The sequence below is a fragment of the Streptomyces sp. NPDC001220 genome (genome assembly GCF_053597895.1).
Map to the genome: position 1 here is coordinate 406,232 of NZ_JBSFJE010000002.1, position 19,888 is coordinate 426,119.

The window sequence follows — 19,888 nt, forward strand, 5'->3', positions numbered from 1 at the left end:
CCTCACAGCAGTCCTACGGCGGTGTCCACGGCGGCGGCCACGTCGCCGTCCGCCGGGTACAGCAGCGAGCGGCCGACCACCAGGCCGCGCACGGTGGGGAGTCGGAGGGCGCTGCGCCACTTCTCGTACGCACCGTCCTGGTCATCGCCCACTTCGCCGCCGAGCAGCACGGCGGGGAGTGTGGACGTCTCCATGACCTGGGCCATGTCGTCGGGGTTGTCGGTGACCGGCACCTTGAGCCAGGTGTAGGCCGAACTCCCGCCGAGGCCCGAGGCGATGGCGATGGACCGGGTGACCGCCTCGGCGGACAGGTCGTTCCTGACCTTGCCCTCGGGGGTGCGGCCGCTGATGAACGGCTCGACGAAGACCGGCAGCCGGTGTGCGGCCATGTCGTCGATGGCGCGGGCGGTGGACTCCAGGGTGGTCAGCGAGCCCGGGTCGTCGTAGTCGATCCGCAGCAGCAGCTTGCCGGCGTCGAACCCGAGGCGCTGTATGTCCTCGGCGCGGTGGCCGGTGAACCGGTCGTCGAGTTCGAAGCGGGCGCCCTGCAGTCCGCCGCGGTTCATCGAGCCCATGACGACCTTGCCGTCGAGGACGCCGAGCAGCAGCAGGTCGTCGAGGATGTCGGCGGTGGCCAGGACGCCGTCGACGCCGGGCCGGGACAGCGCCAGGCAGAGCCGCTCCAGCAGTTCGGCCCGGTTGGCCATGGCGAGCCTGTCGCCGCCCACGCCGAGGGCGCCGCGGGCCGGGTGGTCGGCGGCGACGATCATCAGCCGGCCGTCCTCGTCGAGGAGCGGACGGCGGCTTCGTCGCGCGGCCGCCTCGGCGATGGCCTCGGGGTGATGGGTACGGGTGTGGACCAGGGCCGCGATGTCCACGCCAGGCTGCTTGGCGGGGGCTGCGGCGTCGTGGTGCGCGCCCGCGACGCGGCCGGCCCTCACAGCACCGCTCCGGCGGCGAGCGCGGCCGCGATCTCGTCGCGGGTCGGCATGGCGGAGGAGCACTCCAGGCGGGAGGCCACGATGGCGCCGGCCGCGTTGGCGTGCCGCATGATCTTCTCCAGGTCCCAGCCTTCGAGGAGGCCGTGGCAGAGGGAACCGCCGAAGGCGTCACCGGCGCCCAGTCCGTTGAGGACGTGGACGGGCAGCGGCGGCACCTCGGCGGAGTCGCCGTCGCGGTTGACGGCGAGGACGCCCTTGGGCCCCTGCTTGACGACGGCGATCTCGACCCCGGCGTCGAGCAGCGCCTGGGCGGCGGCCTGCGGCTCGCGCACGCCGGTCGCCACCTCGACCTCGTCGAGGTTGCCGACGGCGACGGTGGTGTGCCTGAGGGCCTCGGCGTAGAAGGGGCGGGCCGACTCCGGGTCGCTCCAGAACATCGGCCGCCAGTCGAGGTCGAAGACGGTGGTCCCGGCCTTGGCGCGGTGGGCGAGGGCCGCGAGGGTCGCCGTACGGCTGGGCTCCTCGCTCAGGCCGGTGCCGGTGACCCAGAAGATCCGGGCGTCGCGGACGGCGTCGAGGTCCAGGTCGTGGGCGTCGATCTCCAGGTCCGGGGCCTTGGGCTGCCGGTAGAAGTACAGCGGGAAGTCGTCCGGCGGGAAGACCTCGCAGAAGGTGACCGGGGTGTTCAGTCCGGGCACGGCGGTGACCCAGCGGTCGTCCACCCCGAAGTCGCGCAGTGCCTCGTGCAGGTAGCCGCCGAAGGCGTCCTGACCGGTGCGGCTGATGACGGCGGTGTTCCGGCCCAGGCGGGCGGCGGCCACGGCCACGTTCGTCGCCGACCCGCCGAGGAACTTGCCGAAGGACGACACCTGGGCGAGCGGGACACCGGTCTGGAGCGGATAGAGATCCACCCCGATCCGCCCCATGGTGATCAGGTCGTACGCCATCGGTTTCCCTTCGTCACGGCTCTCCCCCGGTTTGTAGTCCTGGACAGGAGGTCGTGTCAATGGTTTGTCCGGACATTCGGACGAGACGATGCCGACAAGACGGATCCGGAGCGGCGGAGGCGGCCCGTCCACACCGGCCCCCACATGTCAACGCGCCCCGCTGACACACCGGCGCGCGTCTGTGCCCCAGCTGTGTCACAAACACCTCTCTTGTGTCACACATGTCGCGCCTACGCGGGTTCTCGGTCACACCAGGCCCACAGCCGCTTGCCCACAGTCACTCTCCGTCGTTGACCGGGCACAGGCTTTGTGATCGCCAGCGCAGCGCCCGGCTCCCCCGACGACCGCCTCCGGTCGCCCCCGCGGTGCGCGCAGGGAGGTGCATCTCATGACCGACCGACGGCTCTGGTCCTACAAGGAGATCGCGGCACACATCCGGGTGCAGCCCGACACCGTCCGCTCCTACCGCAAACACGGGCTGCTCCCGCCACCCGACCACGTCGAGGGCGGCAAGCCCTACTGGTACGCCGACACGGTCCGCGCCTGGGTCGCCTCCCGGCCAGGCAACAGAAACCGCAGAGACGCCTGAACCGCGGCCGGCGGGGTGCTCAGGCCCACGGCTCGATGACCGTCACCCCGGCCCCCGGGGCCCCGCCCATCGCCGCCAGGGCCCGCGGCGCCGCGTCCAGGGGGATCGTCGAGGTCACCAGGAGGTCGGGGCGGAGGGTGCCGGCGCGAACCAGTTCGAGCATGGCGGGGTAGGCGTGCGCCGCCATGCCGTGGCTGCCGAGGAGTTCCAGTTCCAGGGCGAGCGCACGCGCCAGCGGTACGGGGGTGGTGCCGTCCGGGGACGGCAGCAGGCCCACCTGGACGTGACGCCCGCGGCGGCGCAGGGAGTTGACCGAGGCGGCGGCGGTGGGCGGTGAGCCGAGGGCGTCCAGGGAGAGGTGGCTGCCGCCGGCGGTCAGTTCGCGGACCGTCGCCGCCGGGTCGTCGCCGTGCCCCGCGTCCACGCAGTGCGCCGCGCCGAACCTCCCTGCCAGGGCCAGGGCTTGGGCCGACACGTCGACCGCGACCACCCGCGCCCCGGCCGCCGCCGCGATCATCACCGCCGACAGGCCCACGCCTCCGCAGCCGTACACCGACACCCACTCCCCCGCCGCGACCCTGCCGCGCTGCACCACCGCGCGGAACGCCGTCGCGAAGCGGCAGCCCAGCGAGGCGGCCGTCGCGTACGACATGCCCTCCGGGATCGCCACCAGGTTCACGTCGGCGTGGTCCAGGGCCACGTACTGGGCGAAGGAGCCCCAGTGCGTGAAGCCGGGCTGGGTCTGGCGTTCGCAGACCTGCTGGTCGCCGGCCGCGCACGAGGGGCAGCCGCCGCAGGCGCAGACGAAGGGGACGGTGACCCGGTCGCCGGGGCGCCAGCCGGTCACGGCGGCGCCCGTCTCCTCGACCACACCGGCGAGTTCATGGCCGGGCACGTGCGGAAGCGTGATGTCCGGGTCGTGGCCCGCCCAGCCGTGCCAGTCGCTCCGGCACAGGCCGGTGGCCTCGACCCGGACCACCACTCCGTGCGGGGCCGGGCGGGGGTCCGGCACGTCCCGTACCTCGGCGGGGCCGCCGTAGTGGTCGAAGACGACTGCTCGCATGGGCGGGTGCTCCTTCCGGGGGCTCCGCGCAGGCTAAGCGGCATGAGGGCCGCGGTGCAGCACCGGTTCCGGGCTCGCCGCGGCCGGGTGTCCCCACACCCTCTCCGGACTGCGACATTCGGCGCATATGCCTAGAGTGCGGGTAATCGCCTCACTCCCGTTCCGCCAGCCCCGATCCGCCATGCGCCGCCCGCGCCCGCAGGAGCACCCAGGGGGACCCCGCCGTGACCCACTCTCCGTCGCCCCGTCGGCCGCAGGCCCGTATCCCCGGTCCGCAGCAGCCGCCACCGCCGTACCCCCGCATCCGCACCGGCCTGTGGAAGCGCTGCCTCGGCGGCGGGCTCGCCCTGTGGGCGCTGACCGCGGTGGTGACGTACGCGACGAGGAACACCACGCTGCTGCCGACGCTCATCCTGCTCGGCAGCTTCCTCGTCCCGGTCGCCTTCGTGCTGTGGGCGTACGAGCGGCACGGCCGCGACCTCGGCGTCAGCGCGATCCTCGGCTGCTTCCTGACCGGTGGCACGCTCGGGGTGCTGGGCGCCTCGGTGATGGAGTCCTACCTCGTCCGCCCCTCCTGGGGGATGTTCGTCGCCGTCGGCCTGATCGAGGAGGCGGTGAAGCTCGGCGCGCTGATGTTCGTGCTGCGCCGGCTACCCGGGATCCGGGGCCTGCGGGCCGGGCTGGTGCTCGGCGCCGCCGTCGGCTTCGGGTTCGCGGCCCTGGAGAGCGCCGGCTACGCCTTCAACGCGGCGGTCTCCACCGAGGGCATCGACCTGCGGGCGTTGATCGAGACGGAGATCCTGCGCGGGGTGCTCGCCCCCTTCGGGCACGGTCTGTGGACGGCGATCGCGGGCGGGGTCCTGCTCTCCTGCCGCCGTCCGAACGGCCGCTTCCGGATCACCACCCCGGTCGTGGTCACCTTCCTCGGTGTCGCCCTGCTGCACGCCCTGTGGGACTCCACGCACGGCATCGCGATCTGGCTGGTGGCCCAGCTGGCGGGTACCGGACTGGACCGGCGGCTGTTCGCCGAGGGGTACATCCCGCGCCCCACGGCCGCGCAGGAGCACCTCTTCACCCTGTTCTCGGTCGGTCTGCTGGTGCTCGTCGCACTGCTCGGCATCGCCTGGGTGCGGTCGCTGGCGCGCCGGGACCCCTCTTGGAGAAATACCCCCTAGGGGTATAGTGTGAAAACAGTGGGGTTCCCTCGCGGGCCCCACCGGCCCCACACGCCTCCACGAGGAGAACGACATGACCGCCCAGACCGACACTCAGGGTTCCGTGACCGCCGTCTACAAGGTGACCGGCATGAGCTGCGGACACTGCGAGGGTTCCGTCTCCGCCGAGATCTCCGGGCTGCCCGGCGTCAGCTCGGTACAGGCAGTCGCGTCCAGCGGTGAGGTCACGGTCGTCTCCGCGGGCCCGCTCGACGAGGAGGCGGTCCGCGCGGCCGTCGACGAGGCGGGCTTCGAACTCGTCGGCAGGGTCTGACCCCGTCGAAGCCGCGGCCGACACACGCAGCACCCGCAGTACGTACGACGGAAACGTATCTCTCCGCCGGGCCGTGCCGACCAGCTGATACTGGCTCCGTGCGGTCCGGTCCGTTGTCTGGAGTCCGGACATGACCAGCACCACCACCGCAGAGACACGGATAGCCGAGCCGGCCCCCGGCCCGACGGCCGAGGTCGAGCTGCTCATCGGCGGAATGACCTGCGCCTCCTGCGCGGCCCGGGTCGAGAAGAAGCTCAACCGCATGGACGGTGTCACCGCCACGGTGAACTACGCGACCGGGAAGGCGAAGGCCACATACCCCGGGGGGGTTGAGGTCGCCGACCTGATCGCCACGGTCGTGAAGACCGGGTACACCGCCGAGGAGCCCGCGCCCCCGGAGCCGGCACGGGAACCGGAACCGCAGGACCGGCCCGAGCGGGATCCCGAACTCGCCGCCCTCCGCCATCGCCTGGTCGTCTCCGCCCTGCTGGCCGCGCCGGTGGTGCTGCTCGCCATGGTTCCGGCGTGGCAGTTCGACAACTGGCAGTGGCTGTCGCTGACGCTCGCCGCTCCGGTCGTCGTCTGGGGCGGCCTGCCGTTCCACCGGGCCGCCTGGACCAACGCCCGGCACGGCGCGGCCACCATGGACACCCTGGTCTCGGTCGGCACGCTGGCCGCGTTCGGCTGGTCGCTGTGGGCGCTGTTCTTCGGTGACGCGGGCATGGCCGGCATGCACGACGAGTTCCGGTTCACCGTCTCGCGGGCGGACGGGGGCATGGGGGGCGCGTCCTCGATCTACCTCGAGGTCGCCTCCGGGGTCGTGGCGCTGATCCTGCTCGGCCGCTATCTGGAGGCCCGCTCCAAGCGGCGGGCGGGGGCGGCCCTGCGGGCGCTGATGGAGCTGGGCGCCAGGGACGTGGCGGTGCTGCGGGCCGGACGTGAGGTCCGGGTCCCGGTGGCGTCGCTGGTGGTCGGCGACCGGTTCGTCGTACGGCCCGGGGAGAAGATCGCGACCGACGGGACCGTGGTCGAGGGCGTCTCGGCGGTGGACGCCTCGATGCTGACCGGCGAGTCGGTGCCGGTGGACGTGAGCGTGGGCGACGCCGTCACGGGCGCGACCGTCAACGCGGGCGGGCGGCTGGTCGTCGAGGCCGGCCGGGTCGGGGCCGACACCCAGCTCGCGCGGATGGCGCGGCTGGTGGAGGACGCGCAGAACGGCAAGGCCGAGGTGCAGCGGCTCGCCGACCGGATCTCCGCCGTCTTCGTGCCCGCCGTCATCCTGATCGCGCTCGCGACCTTCGGGGTCTGGCTCGGTGTCACCGGTGACACCGCCGCCGCGTTCACGGCCGCCGTCGCCGTGCTGATCATCGCCTGCCCGTGCGCCCTGGGCCTGGCCACGCCGACCGCGCTGATGGTCGGCACCGGGCGGGGCGCGCAGCTCGGCATCCTCATCAAGGGCCCGGAGGTGCTGGAGTCCACGCGCCGGGCCGACACCGTCGTGCTCGACAAGACCGGGACGGTGACCACCGGACGGATGAGCCTTCAGGAGGTCCACGTCGCCGACGGCACCGACAAGGACGAGGTGCTGCGGCTCGCGGGTGCCCTCGAACACGCCTCGGAGCATCCGGTGGCGCGCGCGATCGCCGCGGGGGCCGAGGAGCGGGTCGGGGCCCTGCCCGCGGCCGAACACTTCGAGAACGTCCCCGGGCGGGGCGTACGCGGGCGCGTGGACGGCCGCGAGGTGGCCGTGGGGCGCCTCTTCGACGCCGCACCGCAGGAGTTGGCCGATGCCCGCTCCCGGGCCGAGGAGGAGGGCCGTACGGCCGTCCTGGCCGGCTGGGGCGGCGAAGCCCGCGCCGTTCTCGCCGTCGCGGACACGGTCAAGGAGACCAGCGCCGAGGCGGTGCGCGAACTGCGGGGCCTCGGGCTGACGCCGGTGCTGCTGACCGGGGACAACCGGGCGGTGGCCGAGGCGGTCGCCCGGGCGGTCGGGATCGACCCCCAGGACGTGATCGCCGAGGTGCTGCCCGAGGAGAAGGCCGACGTCGTACGACGGCTGCAGCGCGAGGGGCGCACGGTCGCCATGGTCGGCGACGGCGTCAACGACGCGGCCGCACTGGCCACCGCCGATCTGGGGCTGGCCATGGGCACGGGGACGGACGCGGCGATCGAGGCCGGCGACCTGACCCTGGTCCGCGGCGACCTGCGGGTGGCGGCGGACGCGATCCGGCTCTCCCGGCGGACCCTCGCCACCATCAAGGGCAACCTCGTGTGGGCCTTCGGCTACAACGTGGCCGCGCTCCCGCTGGCCGCCGCCGGACTGCTCAATCCGATGATCGCGGGGGCCGCGATGGCCTTCTCCTCCGTGTTCGTGGTGACCAACAGCCTGCGGCTGCGCACCTTCCGCTGAAAGTTACCGCCGGTTCGCGGCAGTCGATGCGGAAGTCCCCCTGGAGTCCAACGCGCACCTCACATAAGCTCTTCACAAGGCTCGCGCATCATCCTTACGCTTGAGCTCCGATCGCCGTATCGGGGCTCTTGCGCATCTAACGGACATATGCAAGAGACGCAGATCACAGTGATGTGAACGTAACCATCGAAGGGGTTCGAAGGTCTAAGTTGGCGATGTCAGACCGGCGTCTTGGGGGGCGCTGACCTGGCATCTGGGGATGTCTTGGGGGACTTCCTCAGAGATGCGTTGCCGGGACACGTACGACGGGAAGCTTTGAGCGGCCCTCCCGTGCGGTACGGGTCCCGGCAGATCGCACCGCATCACTGGAGCACGACACGCAGTACGGCGTGCAGTACGGCGAGTTCTGCTCGTTGTGCTCAAAGCAGCGAATTCAGGCGCTGCCATACCGAGCGCCCGGCCGGATCCCGTGGGGGGAATCCGCACCGGGACACGGGAAGGCGCCCTGGTCGCCGGCCCGTGGGGGGACCGGCGCTCCAGGGCGCCTTCTGCTGTGCGTGTGCGGTTTTCAGCCGTGACCGTACGACCTCCGCCGCGTTCCGCCGTGTCCGTGCGGCGGGGGCACCGATGACGGCGGTGCCCCCTGACCGGTGACGGCTGGGGTCAGCGCTCCTCGACCGGCACGAAGTCGCGCTCGACGACGCCCGTGTAGATCTGGCGCGGGCGGCCGATGCGGGAGCCCGGCTCCTTGATCATTTCCTGCCACTGGGCGATCCAGCCCGGCAGCCGGCCGAGGGCGAACAGGACCGTGAACATCTCGGTCGGGAAGCCCATCGCGCGGTAGATCAGGCCGGTGTAGAAGTCGACGTTCGGGTAGAGGTTGCGCGAGACGAAGTAGTCGTCGGAGAGCGCGTGCTCCTCCAGCTTCAGCGCGATGTCCAGCAGCTCGTCGGACTTGCCGAGCGCGGAGAGGACGTCGTGCGCGGCGGACTTGATGATCTTGGCGCGCGGGTCGAAGGACTTGTAGACCCGGTGGCCGAAGCCCATCAGGCGGACGCCGTCCTCCTTGTTCTTCACCTTGCGGATGAAGGAGTCGACGTCACCGCCGTTGGCCTGGATGCCCTCCAGCATCTCCAGCACGGACTGGTTGGCGCCACCGTGCAGGGGGCCCCACAGGGCGGAGATGCCGGCCGAGATCGACGCGAACATGTTCGCCTGCGACGAGCCGACCAGGCGGACCGTCGACGTCGAACAGTTCTGCTCGTGGTCGGCGTGCAGGATCAGCAGCTTGTCCAGCGCCGAGACGACGACCGGGTCCAGCTCGTAGTCCTGCGCCGGCACCGAGAACGTCATGCGCAGGAAGTTCTCCACGTAGGAGAGGTCGTTGCGCGGGTAGACGAACGGGTGGCCGACCGACTTCTTGTACGCGTACGCGGCGATCGTCGGGAGCTTGGCGAGCAGACGGATGGTGGAGAGGTCGCGCTGCTTCGCGTCGAACGGGTTGTGGCTGTCCTGGTAGAAGGTGGACAGCGCCGACACCACCGACGACAGCATGGCCATCGGGTGGGCGTCGCGCGGGAAGCCCCGGTAGAAGTTCTTGACGTCCTCGTGCAGCAGGGTGTGCCGCGTGATCTCGTTCTTGAACGTGGTCAGCTCGTCCACGGTCGGCAGCTCACCGTTGATCAGCAGGTACGCCACCTCCAGGAAGGTGGAGCGCTCCGCCAGCTGCTCGATCGGGTAGCCGCGGTACCGAAGGATGCCCGCCTCACCGTCGAGGTAGGTAATGGCGGATTTGTAGGCGGCAGTGTTGCCGTACCCGCTGTCCAGGGTCACCAGACCGGTCTGGGCGCGGAGCTTCCCGATGTCGAAGCCCTTGTCGCCGACGGTGCTGTCGACCACCGGGTAGGTGTACTCGCCGTCGCCGTACCGCAGTACTACAGAGTTGTCGCTCACGTCTTCCCTCACCGACGTAGTGCCTCATCTTCGAGGTGCCCTGACTGTCTCTACCATCCCCCATTTGGCTCAGGAGAGTGCACTCGGGGTCGACCATTAGGCCCATCGACGGCACTCAGTGCCGCCAACCTGCTCATCCTGCCCCCTCGTCTCGCCATCTGGAAGTGGTCTGTGACCTTCACGACTCGTTTGATCGATCATTTTTTGTGATGGCCCTCGGCATGTCACCTATGAGCCCCTATGAACCGCCCCGGAGCCGGAAGTCCAGTGCCGTACAGCGCCGGCCTGCCGACACCGTGCGCACCGCCTGACCGATCGCCTTGCGTGAACCGACGAGGACGACGAGCTGCTTGGCCCGGGTGACCGCCGTGTAGAGCAGGTTCCGTTGGAGCATCATCCAGGCACCGGTGGTGACCGGGATCACCACGGCGGGATATTCACTTCCCTGCGAACGGTGGATGGTCACCGCGTAGGCGTGCGCCAGTTCGTCCAGTTCGTCGAACTCGTACGGAACCTCCTCGTCCTCGTCGGTCAGCACCGTGAGGCGCTGGTCGACCGGGTCGAGCGAGGTGACCACGCCCACGGTGCCGTTGAAGACACCGTTCTTGCCCTTCTCGTAATTGTTGCGGATCTGGGTGACCTTGTCGCCGACCCGGAAGACCCGCCCGCCGAACCGCTTCTCGGCGAGGTCGGGACGGCCGGGTGTGATGGCCTGCTGCAACAGACCGTTGAGCGCGCCCGCGCCCGCCGGCCCCCGGTGCATGGGCGCGAGCACCTGCACGTCCCGGCGCGGATCGAGCCCGAACCGGGCCGGGATGCGGCGGGCCGCGACGTCGACGGTGAGCCGCCCGGCCTCCTCCGTCTCGTCCTCGACGAACAGGAAGAAGTCCTTCATCCCCTCGGTGACGGGGGTCTGCCCCGCATTGATCCGGTGCGCGTTGGTGACCACCCCCGACTGCTGGGCCTGCCGGAAGACCCGGGTGAGACGGACGGCGGGGAGCGGACTGTCCTCGGCGAGCAGGTCCCGGAGCACCTCCCCCGCCCCGACGCTGGGCAGTTGGTCGACGTCCCCGACGAACAGCAGGTGCGCACCGGGCGGTACGGCCTTCACCAGCTTGTTGGCGAGGAGCAGGTCCAGCATCGACGCCTCGTCGACCACCACCAGGTCGGCGTCCAGCGGCCGGTCCCGGTCGTAGGCCGCGTCACCGCCGGGCTTCAGCTCCAGCAGGCGGTGCACGGTCGAGGCGTCCGCACCGGTCAGCTCGGCGAGCCGCTTGGCGGCACGGCCGGTCGGGGCGGCGAGCACCACCTTGGCCCGCCTGGCCCGCGCCAGCTCCACGATCGACCTGACGGTGAACGACTTGCCGCAGCCCGGCCCGCCGGTCAGCACGGCGACCTTCTCGGTCAGCGCCAGCCGGACGGCGGCCTCCTGCTCGGGGGCGAGGTCGGCGCCGGTGCGGTCCTTCAGCCAGGCGAGTGCCTTGTCCCAGGCGACGTCCTTGAACGACGGCATCCGGTCGTCGCCGGTGCGCAGCAGCCGCAGCAGCTGGGCGGCGAGCGCCACTTCGGCGCGGTGGAAGGGAACGAGGTAGACCGCGGTGACGGGTTCGGCGTCGGGGGCGGGCCCGGGCAGCTTCTCCCGTACGACACCGGGGTCCTCCCCGTCCTCGGGCGGTGCGGCCAGTTCGGCGAGACAGTCGATGACGAGCCCGGTGTCGACCTGGAGCAGCTTGACCGCGTCGGCGATCAGCCGCTCCTCGGGGAGATAGCAGTGCCCCTGGTCGGCGGACTGTGACAGGGCGTACTGCAACCCCGCCTTCACCCGCTCCGGACTGTCATGGGGAATCCCCACGGACTGGGCGATCTTGTCGGCGGTGAGGAACCCGATGCCCCAGACGTCGGCGGCGAGCCGGTAGGGCTGGTTCTTCACGACGGAGATCGACGCGTCCCCGTACTTCTTGTAGATCCGCACGGCGATCGACGTCGACACCTCGACGGTCTGGAGGAACAGCATGACCTCCTTGATCGCCTTCTGCTCCTCCCAGGCGTCGGCGATCTTCTTCGTCCGCTTCGGTCCGAGCCCCGGCACCTCGACGAGCCGCTTCGGCTCCTCCTCGATGATCCGGAGGGTGTCCACCCCGAAGTGCTGGGTGATCCGGTCGGCGAACACCGGTCCGATCCCCTTGACGAGGCCCGAGCCGAGATACCGCCGTATCCCCTGCACCGTGGCCGGCAGCACGGTGGTGTAGTTCTCCACGGTGAACTGCTTGCCGTACTGGGGGTGCGACCCCCAGCGGCCCTCCATCCGCAGCGACTCCCCCACCTGCGCGCCGAGCAGCGCGCCGACGACGGTGAGGAGATCACCGGCGCCTCTGCCGGTGTCGACGCGGGCGACCGTGTAGCCGTTCTCCTCGTTGGCGTAGGTGATCCGTTCGAGTACGCCTTCGACGGTGGCGAGCCGTCGTTCACCGGTGGGGGTCCCCGTCTGCTGAGCCATGAACCGACGGTACCGGTGGGGACTGACAGGGGCGGCGGCCGTCGGCGGTTACGCGTGGGCGCTGATCACACCGCCGGCACTGAGGACGACGTAGACACGGTCCACCTCGACACCGGCGTCGTGCTCGTTCGCGTCCAGCGTGGCGGACACGCCGCCGGCGTCACCGAGGATCCGGGCGCGGTAGTGACCCTCACCGGCCTTGGTGACCTTGGCCGTCCAGCCGCCCATGAGCCGGAAGGTGCCCGGCCCCTCGTGTCCGCCGCCCATCCAGGACTGCACCCGGCCGTCCGGCGTGAGCACGATGAACATGTCGTTGGCGTCGAGCCCGGCGTCGTGGCGGTTCGCCTCCATCGTGGCCAGCACGTCACCGTGGTGGACCATCTTGAGCCGGTAGTGCCGGGCACCGAGCTTGTAGATCTCGGCCTTGCTGCCGTCGGGCAGGGGCTGGGTGCGGACGGGGGATGCCGCCGCCTTGGTCGCTGCGGCGACGGTGTCCTTGCCCACGCCGTGGAAGGCGGTCAGCGACAGTGCCGCCGCGGCGACGACCGCCAGCAGACCGGCGGAACGGGCGGTACGGCGGGCACGGTTGGTGGTCATGATGAAGGCTCCTCAGGGGCTGCCGGTACGGCTGTTTCGCGACACCCCATGAGATGGCCCCGGGACAGGCGCCGTTCACCCGGGTCTGTCCGCATTCGGTAACAGGCGGCCGGGTGCGGGCACACGGGCGTGCCCGCACCCGGCCGGTCAGCGGGCGCATGCGCCCGTCGTGGTCATCGAGGCCGATAGGCGGTGGCCAGCACGGAGACGGTGACCCGGTCCGGCAGGAGGCCGTCCCCGGTCAGGTCCGCACCGTTCACATGGCGTGCGCTCGGCGTCATCCCCACCAGGTCCAGGGCCTGCCGCCCGGACAGGGCCACGGGGTACTCGACCCGCTCCGTGACGACGGCCTCGAAGCAGGGGGCCAGCGCCCGGTGCAGCCGCTGCTCCTTGGCCGGGTCGACGGTGATCGTTCCGGGCACCCGGCCGTACAGCTCGCCCAGGTGCCGCGTGGTGGGACGGACCACGATCAGCCGGCCGGCCGGGCGGAGTACCCGGTGGAACTCGGCCGGATTGCGCGGGGCGAACACGTCGAGGACCACGTCGGCCGCCCCGTCGGCGAGCGGGAAGCGACGGAAGACGTCCCAGGCCACCGCGGCGCCTCGCTCGTGGGCCCGGGCCGCCGAGCGCAGCGCGCGCACCGACGTGTCCAGGCCCAGGCCGTGGGCGCCGGGCAACCGGTCCAGAACACCGGCCAGGTAGTAGCCCGTCCCGCACCCGACGTCCACGACCGCGCCCCGCCGCGGGGCCGAGTCTGCCGCCAGGCGGGCGACGGCCTGCCGGATGGGGGCGTAGCCGCCGGTGGCCAGGAAGCGGTCCCGGGCCCGGACCATGGCACCGTCGTCGCCGCTGGTGGCCCGGCCGCCCGTGAGGAGACCGGCATAGCCGTGCCGGGCGATGTCGAAGGCATGGCCCGCCACACAGCGCAGTGCGCCGGGTTCGGGGTGCAGACGGCGCACGCGGCACGTCGGGCAGCGCAACAGGTCGAGGGAGAGTCGGAGGGCAGGGGGAAGCAACACGGGCACGAGGCACTCCTGGCAGAGCCGAAGGGAAGGGACCGTGCCTGCACGCGCGTGCGATGACCGGCGCAACAGGCACACCAAGGAGGGCGACGCCGTCCGGCCTCGCCCTCAGCGCCTTCCGATCACAGGAAGCAGCAGTGCGGGGTGCTCATGAATGCCACGCCGGGAGTCTACGGGCGGGGGTGCTTCTTCAGGGCGCCGAGGAAGGTCGTGAAGGCCTCGGCCGGGAAGGTCAGGGTGGCGCGAGCGGGGGCCTTGGAGTCTCGGACGGCGGTGTGGGTGGGGGTGGTGGCTATCTCGACGCACTCGTTGCCGTCACCGCCGCCGGAGTACGACGACTTCCGCCAATCGGCTGTTACGAGGCCCTGCATGAAGGCGGTGAAGGCTCCGGCCGGGAAGGCCAGGACGGCGCAGGCCGGGGCCTTGGAATCTCGGACAGCCGTGTGGGTGGGAGTGACCGCTATCTCCACGCAGTTGTTGCCGTCGCCCTCTCCTGAGTAGGACGACTTCCGCCAGTTGCCCATAGAACCCCTCACAGCTCCTTCACCAGCGTATGGATGAACTCGCGCGACCGATCCGGTCCCAGCGAGACCCCTTCTACTCTATGGAAGCGCGTTCGATAAGTACTGAGTTGAGCCTCGGAATCGAGGAGAAGCGAGCCATGTGGGGCGTCACGCGAGACCGTGTCGAGCTTGGGGACGGGGCCGCCCACGTACGTCATCGCGCTCGACGCCACGGCAAAGCCATCCAGGTCGAAGGGGATGACCCGCAACGTGATGTGATCCGCCTCGGACAGTTCCAGGAGCCGGGTGAGCTGGGCCTGAGCGGAGACACGATCGCCGACCCTGATGCGTAGAGCAGCCTCGTGGATCACAACCTCGTGCGGGAAGCTGACCTTGGTCTGGCGTGTCATGCGGTGGCTGACCCGCAATTCGAGTTCCCCATTGGTCAGTTCTGGCAGACGGGAGGAGAAGACCGCGCGGGCATAGTCCTCCGTCTGAAGCAGACCGGGTACGTACAGGATGGCTACATCCTTCTGGAACACGGCATGGTGGTCGAGCTCCGAGAGGTCCATGAACGACGTGGGCAAAAGCCCCCGGTACTCCTCCCACCAGCCCGGTGTCCGATCGGTGGCCATCGCGACCAGCGCTTCGACGAACTCCGAGTCCGTACAGGCGTAGTGGGATGCCAGTCGGCGCACCCTCTCCTCACTTACGCCCGTCAGCCCCAACTCGATATGGCTGATCTGGACCCTGTTCGCCCCGAGAAGCGCCGCCGCCTGCGCGGCGTTCATGCCGACCGCCTCGCGGAGCCTGCGCAGCTCAGTCCCTAGGCGCACCTGACGTGCCGTTGGTTCGCGCCGCTGGACCATGAGTTGCCCTCTTCTTTCGGTGACGGATCACGCGATCAGCTTGCCACGGGTAACAGATTACCCATACCGTCGGTGACGCAACGCACACGCAGCGGAAGCGCACCGCTTCGTCCTGCCACGACGGCGCGGCAATGCCACCGTGCGTGAAATTCCCCCACAAGCACCGGAGTTGCTGACGCATGCCCGAAGCCTGGGAGTACACGCTCACCATCCCCAACGACCTCCGTGCCGTCACCGTCAGCCGGCACACCCTTCGGCTGGTCCTCACCGCGCACGGGCTGACCCGCTTCCTCGATGTCGCCGAGTTGCTCGCCACCGAGCTGGTCTCCAACGCCGTACGGCATACGAAGGGGCCCGCGGCCCTACGGGTGCGGTGGTCGCCGCCCGGGACACTGCGGATCGGCGCGTGGGACGCGGACCCCGAACCGCCCGAGCCCCCCGTGCCGTTGGCGGGGCTCGCGGAGTCGGAGGAGGGGCGGGGGCTGGCGCTGGTGCGGGCCTGTTCGGATCTGTGGGGCTGGCAGCCGCTGTCCAGGTTCGGCAACCGGGGCAAGTACGTGTGGTGCGAACTGGCCGCGGCGTGAAAGGCGGTCCACCGCCCGCATGCCGCTTCCTACCGCCGCACCCCGTGAACCCGGCGAGGGCGCTCGCGCCTTCTCGGCCCGATCGCGGCGAGGTGGTAGCCGAGCAGGTACAGCAGAACACCGATGGCCGCACCGCCCGTGTTCACGATCACGTCATCGATGTCGGCCACTCGGCCGGCCCGCATCAGCCACTGAACGAACTCGATCGCCACGCTCAGGGCGCATCCGGCGAGAACGGTGAGCGGAGCCGACACGACCGGGAAGGAGAACCGGAACAGGATCGACAGAGGCACGAACATCGCCGCGTTGGCGACCTGCTGACGTAGATACATGGACCGTTCCAGGTCCCCCATCGCCGGGTTGGAGAAAAGGCTCTCCCCGGGAACGACCCAGACCATGCCGTCTCCCGAGCCGATCGACTGGTCAGGGGTGATCGTGGCGAGCAGCACGACCCCGACGGCGAGGTACAGCAGAATCCGGACTCCGCGCGTGAAACCCTCGCCGTTGGTTCGCCGCAGTCCGGCGCCGATCACGCAGGCGAGAAGACATGTCGCGGTCCCCAGCGCGACAGTGGCAGGTGTTATGTAGAGGACCAACTGCCACATGCGCACACTTTCGACGGCTCCTTGCGGCCGGACGAAGTCCACCACCCGGCCGGCCCACGAAGCGGGCAGACTACAGCTCGCCCCTCAACCGCGCCCAGGTGTACGTGTCCAGGCCGTCACCGGGACCCGTGCGGGAGAGTTCAGCGCCGTCGCGCCCGAGAGCCACGACGGCGGGACGGACCGGCCCCTCGCGCCGTCCGCATGTGTCCGAGATACCCGGCACGCGCAGGGACAACTCCGGTGGCCCGCGATCGAGAACAGGACAGCCCCGGAAGCCGTGCGCCGAGCCGGGGCTGTGCGACTCGGTCGAACTTCTCGCGCACATAGGGCAATTGCTTTGCCAAGTCGGTCAGGCAACGGACCCGACCGGTCGGCACGCCGAACCGACTCGCTCGCGGTGGACATCTCATATTCCTTAGATAACCGTCCGTATTGGATCTAGTGCGGAAAGTTACCACCTCCATATGGTCGTAGCGGCATCAACGCCGTAGACCAGGAGAACTCATGGCTCGTTTCCGCAAGCACCTGGCACTACTGGGATCGACAGCCGCTCTCGCCGCGGGCGCCCTCGCTCCCGCGCAACTCGCCGGGGCGCAGCCCGCCGCCGCGGCGGACTACCAGTGGGTTGCCCTTGGCGACTCCTACACCGCCGGGGTCATCCCGGCAGCGGGCGACACCTTCGAGTACCCCCGTGACGGGTGCGAGCGCACCGACCAGTCGTACCCGCAGGTCATCGACCGCGACCTCGGCTCGCTCATCGACCTGACCAACATCAGCTGCGGCGCCGCCACGATCGAGGACGTCACCTTCAGGGCCCAGGAGCCGATCGGCCGCAACGTGCCGGGCTTCCCCGAGGACCCGGACTACCCGTTCCCGCCCGTGCCTCCCCAGTCCGAGGCCGTGGGGTCCGGTACCGACGTGGTCACCGTCGGCGTGGGCGGCAACACCCTCGGGTTCGCCGACGTCCTCTTCAAATGCCTGGAACTGGGTTCGGGCAGCGGAGGCGTCGGCACACCGTGCCGGGACGGACTGGCCGGCGGCATCCCCGCCCGGCTCGCCAAGGTGGGCAAGGAGTACGGCGACATGCTCGCCAAGCTCCACGAGAAGGCACCGCACGCCAAGGTCCTGGCCGTCGGCTACCCCACGGTCATCCCCGAGGACACCTCCAAGTGCCGCTACAACGATCTACAGCAGTTCGCCTCGATCACCCAGGGCGACCTGGACTGGCTGCGCAGGGACGTCCTCACCCCCCTCAACACCGCGATCGAGAAGTCGGCCGGCGACCACGACGCGTCCTTCGTCAACCTCTCCGACTCCTCCCGGAACCACAGCGTCTGTGACACCGGCAAGTGGGTCGAGGGCGTCCTCGACCACGACCACCGGCCGGCTCTCGTCCACCCCAACGCCAAGGGTCACCGCAACGCCGCCGATCACGTCGCGTCGGCGATCCTGAACGCCATCAGCCCGGACTGACCCGCACCCCAGCACGCCCCCCGGGCGACGATCGAGGGGGGCGGGCTGTCGGTCGAAACAGGCCGCGGGACCGGCTCGCGTCACGCGATGGAGGGCCCCCGGGTGCCGGCCCCTGTGGCCCCCGGGTCCGCGGTGGTCCACCAAGCCGGTACTGCCGGGGGTGCCGAGCCGGCACCGCACTCCTCGGCCTACGAAAGTAATTTCCCCTCGCGGCCCGGGTGGCGGGATCCGCGGTGGGCGGTGAAGGTGGGCGGCGGGAACTTTTTCGCGCGCAGGGAGAACCTGAGATGCCCGAGATCACCACTCCGTACGCGACCGGCACCCCGTGCTGGGTCGACCTGATGGCGCAGGACCAGCAGGCCGCGCTGGACTTCTACCGTGACCTGTTCGGCTGGCAGGGCGAGGTCGGCCCGGGCGAGTTCGGCGGGTACGCGGTCTGCACGCTGCGGGGCAAGCCGGTGGCCGGCATCGGTCCCGCCATGGCGCCCGAGGGACAGCCGGAGCCGCCGACCGTCTGGACCACCTACCTCGCAAGCACCGACGCGCCGGCCACCCAGGACGCGATCGTCTCGGCGGGCGGCACCCTGCTGGCCCCGGTGATGGACGTCGGCGGACTCGGCCGGATGCTGATCGCCGCCGACCCGCAGGGCGCGGTGTTCGGGGTGTGGCAGCCGGGCGAGTTCCACGGCGCCGGGCTGGTCAACGAGCCGGGCACGCTGATCTGGAACGAGCTGAACACCAACGACGTACTCGGCGCCACCGGCTTCTACGGCGAGTCCTTCGGTATCGAGATCCAGCCGATGGAGGGCGCCGACGGGGACTACTGGTCGCTGAACATCGGCGGCAAGGGCGTCGGCGGTGCCGCCCGGCTCGGGGACGACCGGCCCGGCGTTCCGCCGCACTGGCTGACGTACTTCGCGGTGGACGACGTCGACTCCACCGTGGACGCCCTGGTCAAGCGGAACGGAACGGTGCTCGCACCGCCGTTCGAGATGATGGCCGGCCGGATGTCGGTGGTCGCCGACCCGCAGGGCGCGACCTTCGCGGTCTTCAAGCCGAAGCCGATGTGACACCCCGTCAGCAGCCCGACAGCTCACCGGAGGCACCGGTTCCGGCCCGCTTCCGCCTCGCCTTCCGTACGGCCCGGGGCACCCTGGTGACCGGCGTACGGAAGGGAGGAAGGAGATGGGGAAGGAGATGGGGAAGGAGAAAGGGCAGGGGAAAGGGAGCAGCCGGAATAGGCGTGCGGCCGACCCGCGTTGCGCGACCATGACGACGAATGCGCCGCACCCCGAGGTACTGCGATACACCGCCTTCTCCGGCCGGCCCGAGGGCGGGAACCCCGCCGGTGTCGTGCTGGACGCCAGCGGCCTGGACGACGCCGGCATGCTGGCGATCGCCGCCGACCTCGGGTACTCGGAGTCCGCTTTCCTGACCCCGGCCGGACAGGAACGGTCGTACACCGTCCGCTACTTCAGTCCCAAGGCCGAGGTGCCGTTCTGCGGCCACGCCACCATCGCGACCGCGATCGCACTCGCCGAGCGGATCGGCCCCGGCGAGCTGGAGTTCGCGACGCGCGCCGGCACCGTGCCGGTGACGGTGACCGACGAGGGCGGGACGGTCAGGGCCACCCTCACCAGCGTCGAGCCGCACGTCGAGGAGGTCGCCGGCGCCGACCTCGCGGAGGCGCTCGCCGCGCTCGGCTGGCCGGCCGCCGATCTCGACCCGGCGTTCCCGCCCCGGATCGCGTTCGCCGGTGCCCGTCACCTCGTGCTCGCGGCGGCGACCCGGGCGCGCCTCGCGGATCTCGCGTACGACTTCGCGCGCCTGGAAGCGCTGATGCACCGCCTGGACCTGACCACGGTGCAGTTGGTGTGGCGGGAGTCGGCCACCGTGTTCCACGTCCGCGACCCGTTCCCCGTCGGGGGCGTCGTCGAGGACCCGGCGACCGGTGCCGCGGCCGCCGCGTTCGGCGCGTACGCCCGTGAGCTGGGCCTGGTCGCCGAGGACGCCGTCCTCACCCTGCACCAGGGCGAGGACCTGGGCCGCCCCGGCGAACTCACGGTGACCCTGTACGCGGGCGACCCGCGCGTCCGCGTCAGCGGCACGGGAACCCGCATCGGCTGACCGGCACCAAGGGCCGGCCCGCCGCCGGACACCGCGCGCAGCGGAGCCGAGGAGGCCGTGGTCGGGTGCGGGCCGGTGGGGGCTGGTCGCGCAGTTCCCCGCGCCCCTTCGGGACGCTGCGGTGAAGCGCCCTGCAAGGGGCGCGGGGAACTGCGCGACCGGCCCCGACGCACCCGCAGCCGACGACGGACCCACGTCCTCCCGCGCCGCGTCCCCTGGG

Annotated in this window: 18 protein-coding genes and 1 pseudogene; 8 read left to right on the forward strand and 11 right to left on the reverse strand. The window is 70.8% G+C overall.

Annotated features, from left to right (window positions below; all coding sequences use genetic code 11):
• Positions 1 to 2: 2 nt before the first annotated feature.
• Together ACWDGI_RS06385 and iolC are read right to left on the reverse strand one after the other, a co-directional pair.
• On the reverse strand, positions 3 to 878 hold the full coding sequence (locus tag ACWDGI_RS06385) for a Cgl0159 family (beta/alpha)8-fold protein (RefSeq protein ID WP_450756505.1): 876 nt from the start codon (positions 876 to 878) through the stop codon (positions 3 to 5).
• 59 nt (positions 879 to 937) lie between these two features.
• Positions 938 to 1,888, reverse strand: a complete 951-nt coding sequence (gene iolC, locus ACWDGI_RS06390) for a 5-dehydro-2-deoxygluconokinase (RefSeq protein WP_450755921.1) — start codon at positions 1,886 to 1,888, stop codon at positions 938 to 940.
• Positions 1,889 to 2,276: 388 nt separating this feature from the next.
• On the opposite strand from iolC, the gene ACWDGI_RS06395 reads away from it, so the two are divergent.
• Positions 2,277 to 2,477, forward strand: coding sequence for a helix-turn-helix transcriptional regulator (locus ACWDGI_RS06395; RefSeq protein ID WP_365800935.1), 201 nt, complete (start codon positions 2,277 to 2,279; stop codon positions 2,475 to 2,477).
• 19 nt (positions 2,478 to 2,496) lie between these two features.
• Here ACWDGI_RS06395 and ACWDGI_RS06400 read toward each other — a convergent pair whose 3' ends face one another.
• Positions 2,497 to 3,540 carry an alcohol dehydrogenase catalytic domain-containing protein gene (locus tag ACWDGI_RS06400; protein ID WP_450755923.1) on the reverse strand — a complete coding sequence of 348 codons (1,044 nt, stop codon included), beginning with the start codon at positions 3,538 to 3,540 and terminating at the stop codon, positions 2,497 to 2,499.
• Between the two features lie 224 nt (positions 3,541 to 3,764).
• Here ACWDGI_RS06400 and ACWDGI_RS06405 point away from each other — a divergent pair, with 224 nt between their 5' ends.
• The 3 genes from ACWDGI_RS06405 (at position 3,765) to ACWDGI_RS06415 (ending at position 7,438) form a co-directional block, all read left to right on the forward strand.
• Positions 3,765 to 4,715 (forward strand): PrsW family intramembrane metalloprotease, encoded by a 951-nt coding sequence (locus ACWDGI_RS06405; protein ID WP_450755925.1) that lies wholly within the window; start codon positions 3,765 to 3,767, stop codon positions 4,713 to 4,715.
• A gap of 73 nt (positions 4,716 to 4,788) precedes the next feature.
• A complete protein-coding gene (locus ACWDGI_RS06410; protein ID WP_450755927.1) occupies positions 4,789 to 5,028 on the forward strand; it encodes a heavy-metal-associated domain-containing protein in 240 nt (79 codons plus the stop codon).
• Positions 5,029 to 5,158: 130 nt separating this feature from the next.
• The gene (locus tag ACWDGI_RS06415; RefSeq protein WP_450755929.1) at positions 5,159 to 7,438 is read left to right on the forward strand and encodes a heavy metal translocating P-type ATPase; all 2,280 of its coding nucleotides are present in this window, start codon (positions 5,159 to 5,161) and stop codon (positions 7,436 to 7,438) included.
• A 663-nt stretch (positions 7,439 to 8,101) separates the two neighbouring features.
• Here ACWDGI_RS06415 and ACWDGI_RS06420 read toward each other — a convergent pair.
• From ACWDGI_RS06420 to ACWDGI_RS06450, 7 genes and pseudogenes are all read right to left on the reverse strand, one after another.
• Complete coding sequence (locus tag ACWDGI_RS06420) at positions 8,102 to 9,391, reverse strand: citrate synthase (RefSeq protein WP_351690840.1); 1,290 nt, start codon at positions 9,389 to 9,391, stop codon at positions 8,102 to 8,104.
• 238 nt (positions 9,392 to 9,629) lie between these two features.
• The gene (gene recD2 / locus ACWDGI_RS06425) at positions 9,630 to 11,888 is read right to left on the reverse strand and encodes an SF1B family DNA helicase RecD2 (protein ID WP_450755931.1); all 2,259 of its coding nucleotides are present in this window, start codon (positions 11,886 to 11,888) and stop codon (positions 9,630 to 9,632) included.
• Between the two features lie 48 nt (positions 11,889 to 11,936).
• Positions 11,937 to 12,485 carry a hypothetical protein gene (locus tag ACWDGI_RS06430; RefSeq protein ID WP_450755933.1) on the reverse strand — a complete coding sequence of 183 codons (549 nt, stop codon included), beginning with the start codon at positions 12,483 to 12,485 and terminating at the stop codon, positions 11,937 to 11,939.
• 173 nt (positions 12,486 to 12,658) lie between these two features.
• Entirely contained in the window at positions 12,659 to 13,510 is an 852-nt protein-coding gene (locus ACWDGI_RS06435) for a methyltransferase domain-containing protein (RefSeq protein WP_450755935.1), read from the reverse strand.
• Between the two features lie 167 nt (positions 13,511 to 13,677).
• Positions 13,678 to 13,878, reverse strand: a complete 201-nt coding sequence (locus tag ACWDGI_RS06440; protein ID WP_450756507.1) for a DUF397 domain-containing protein — start codon at positions 13,876 to 13,878, stop codon at positions 13,678 to 13,680.
• A pseudogene (locus ACWDGI_RS06445) lies at positions 13,879 to 14,031 on the reverse strand (DUF397 domain-containing protein); the annotation flags it as partial.
• Between the two features lie 8 nt (positions 14,032 to 14,039).
• Positions 14,040 to 14,879, reverse strand: a complete 840-nt coding sequence (locus tag ACWDGI_RS06450) for a helix-turn-helix domain-containing protein (RefSeq protein ID WP_450755937.1) — start codon at positions 14,877 to 14,879, stop codon at positions 14,040 to 14,042.
• A gap of 179 nt (positions 14,880 to 15,058) precedes the next feature.
• Between ACWDGI_RS06450 and ACWDGI_RS06455 the strand changes: the two genes are divergently transcribed.
• Positions 15,059 to 15,463: an ATP-binding protein gene (locus ACWDGI_RS06455; protein ID WP_450755938.1), complete on the forward strand. Its 405-nt coding sequence runs from the start codon at positions 15,059 to 15,061 to the stop codon at positions 15,461 to 15,463.
• A 29-nt stretch (positions 15,464 to 15,492) separates the two neighbouring features.
• Here ACWDGI_RS06455 and ACWDGI_RS06460 read toward each other — a convergent pair whose 3' ends face one another.
• The gene (locus tag ACWDGI_RS06460) at positions 15,493 to 16,068 is read right to left on the reverse strand and encodes a VanZ family protein (protein WP_450755940.1); all 576 of its coding nucleotides are present in this window, start codon (positions 16,066 to 16,068) and stop codon (positions 15,493 to 15,495) included.
• A 504-nt stretch (positions 16,069 to 16,572) separates the two neighbouring features.
• Here ACWDGI_RS06460 and ACWDGI_RS06465 point away from each other — a divergent pair.
• The 3 genes from ACWDGI_RS06465 (at position 16,573) to ACWDGI_RS06475 (ending at position 19,668) form a co-directional block, all read left to right on the forward strand.
• Positions 16,573 to 17,541, forward strand: a complete 969-nt coding sequence (locus ACWDGI_RS06465) for an SGNH/GDSL hydrolase family protein (RefSeq protein ID WP_450755942.1) — start codon at positions 16,573 to 16,575, stop codon at positions 17,539 to 17,541.
• Positions 17,542 to 17,828: 287 nt separating this feature from the next.
• A complete protein-coding gene (locus ACWDGI_RS06470) occupies positions 17,829 to 18,611 on the forward strand; it encodes a VOC family protein (RefSeq protein ID WP_450755944.1) in 783 nt (260 codons plus the stop codon).
• Positions 18,612 to 18,810: 199 nt separating this feature from the next.
• Positions 18,811 to 19,668 carry a PhzF family phenazine biosynthesis protein gene (locus ACWDGI_RS06475; protein ID WP_450755946.1) on the forward strand — a complete coding sequence of 286 codons (858 nt, stop codon included), beginning with the start codon at positions 18,811 to 18,813 and terminating at the stop codon, positions 19,666 to 19,668.
• The last annotated feature ends 220 nt before the right edge of the window (positions 19,669 to 19,888 follow it).

What these genes read in the sequence shown, in the direction of transcription:
- iolC (WP_450755921.1), bottom strand. Translation starts at nt 1,888, where the DNA reads ATGGCGTACGACCTGATCACCATGGGGCGGATCGGGGTGGATCTCTAT.
- ACWDGI_RS06395 (WP_365800935.1), top strand. Translation starts at nt 2,277, where the DNA reads ATGACCGACCGACGGCTCTGGTCCTACAAGGAGATCGCGGCACACATC.
- ACWDGI_RS06400 (WP_450755923.1), bottom strand. Translation starts at nt 3,540, where the DNA reads ATGCGAGCAGTCGTCTTCGACCACTACGGCGGCCCCGCCGAGGTACGG.
- ACWDGI_RS06410 (WP_450755927.1), top strand. Translation starts at nt 4,789, where the DNA reads ATGACCGCCCAGACCGACACTCAGGGTTCCGTGACCGCCGTCTACAAG.
- ACWDGI_RS06415 (WP_450755929.1), top strand. Translation starts at nt 5,159, where the DNA reads ATGACCAGCACCACCACCGCAGAGACACGGATAGCCGAGCCGGCCCCC.
- recD2 (WP_450755931.1), bottom strand. Translation starts at nt 11,888, where the DNA reads ATGGCTCAGCAGACGGGGACCCCCACCGGTGAACGACGGCTCGCCACC.
- ACWDGI_RS06430 (WP_450755933.1), bottom strand. Translation starts at nt 12,485, where the DNA reads ATGACCACCAACCGTGCCCGCCGTACCGCCCGTTCCGCCGGTCTGCTG.
- ACWDGI_RS06440 (WP_450756507.1), bottom strand. Translation starts at nt 13,878, where the DNA reads ATGCAGGGCCTCGTAACAGCCGATTGGCGGAAGTCGTCGTACTCCGGC.
- ACWDGI_RS06450 (WP_450755937.1), bottom strand. Translation starts at nt 14,879, where the DNA reads ATGGTCCAGCGGCGCGAACCAACGGCACGTCAGGTGCGCCTAGGGACT.
- ACWDGI_RS06455 (WP_450755938.1), top strand. Translation starts at nt 15,059, where the DNA reads ATGCCCGAAGCCTGGGAGTACACGCTCACCATCCCCAACGACCTCCGT.
- ACWDGI_RS06460 (WP_450755940.1), bottom strand. Translation starts at nt 16,068, where the DNA reads ATGTGGCAGTTGGTCCTCTACATAACACCTGCCACTGTCGCGCTGGGG.
- ACWDGI_RS06465 (WP_450755942.1), top strand. Translation starts at nt 16,573, where the DNA reads ATGGCTCGTTTCCGCAAGCACCTGGCACTACTGGGATCGACAGCCGCT.
- ACWDGI_RS06470 (WP_450755944.1), top strand. Translation starts at nt 17,829, where the DNA reads ATGCCCGAGATCACCACTCCGTACGCGACCGGCACCCCGTGCTGGGTC.
- ACWDGI_RS06475 (WP_450755946.1), top strand. Translation starts at nt 18,811, where the DNA reads ATGACGACGAATGCGCCGCACCCCGAGGTACTGCGATACACCGCCTTC.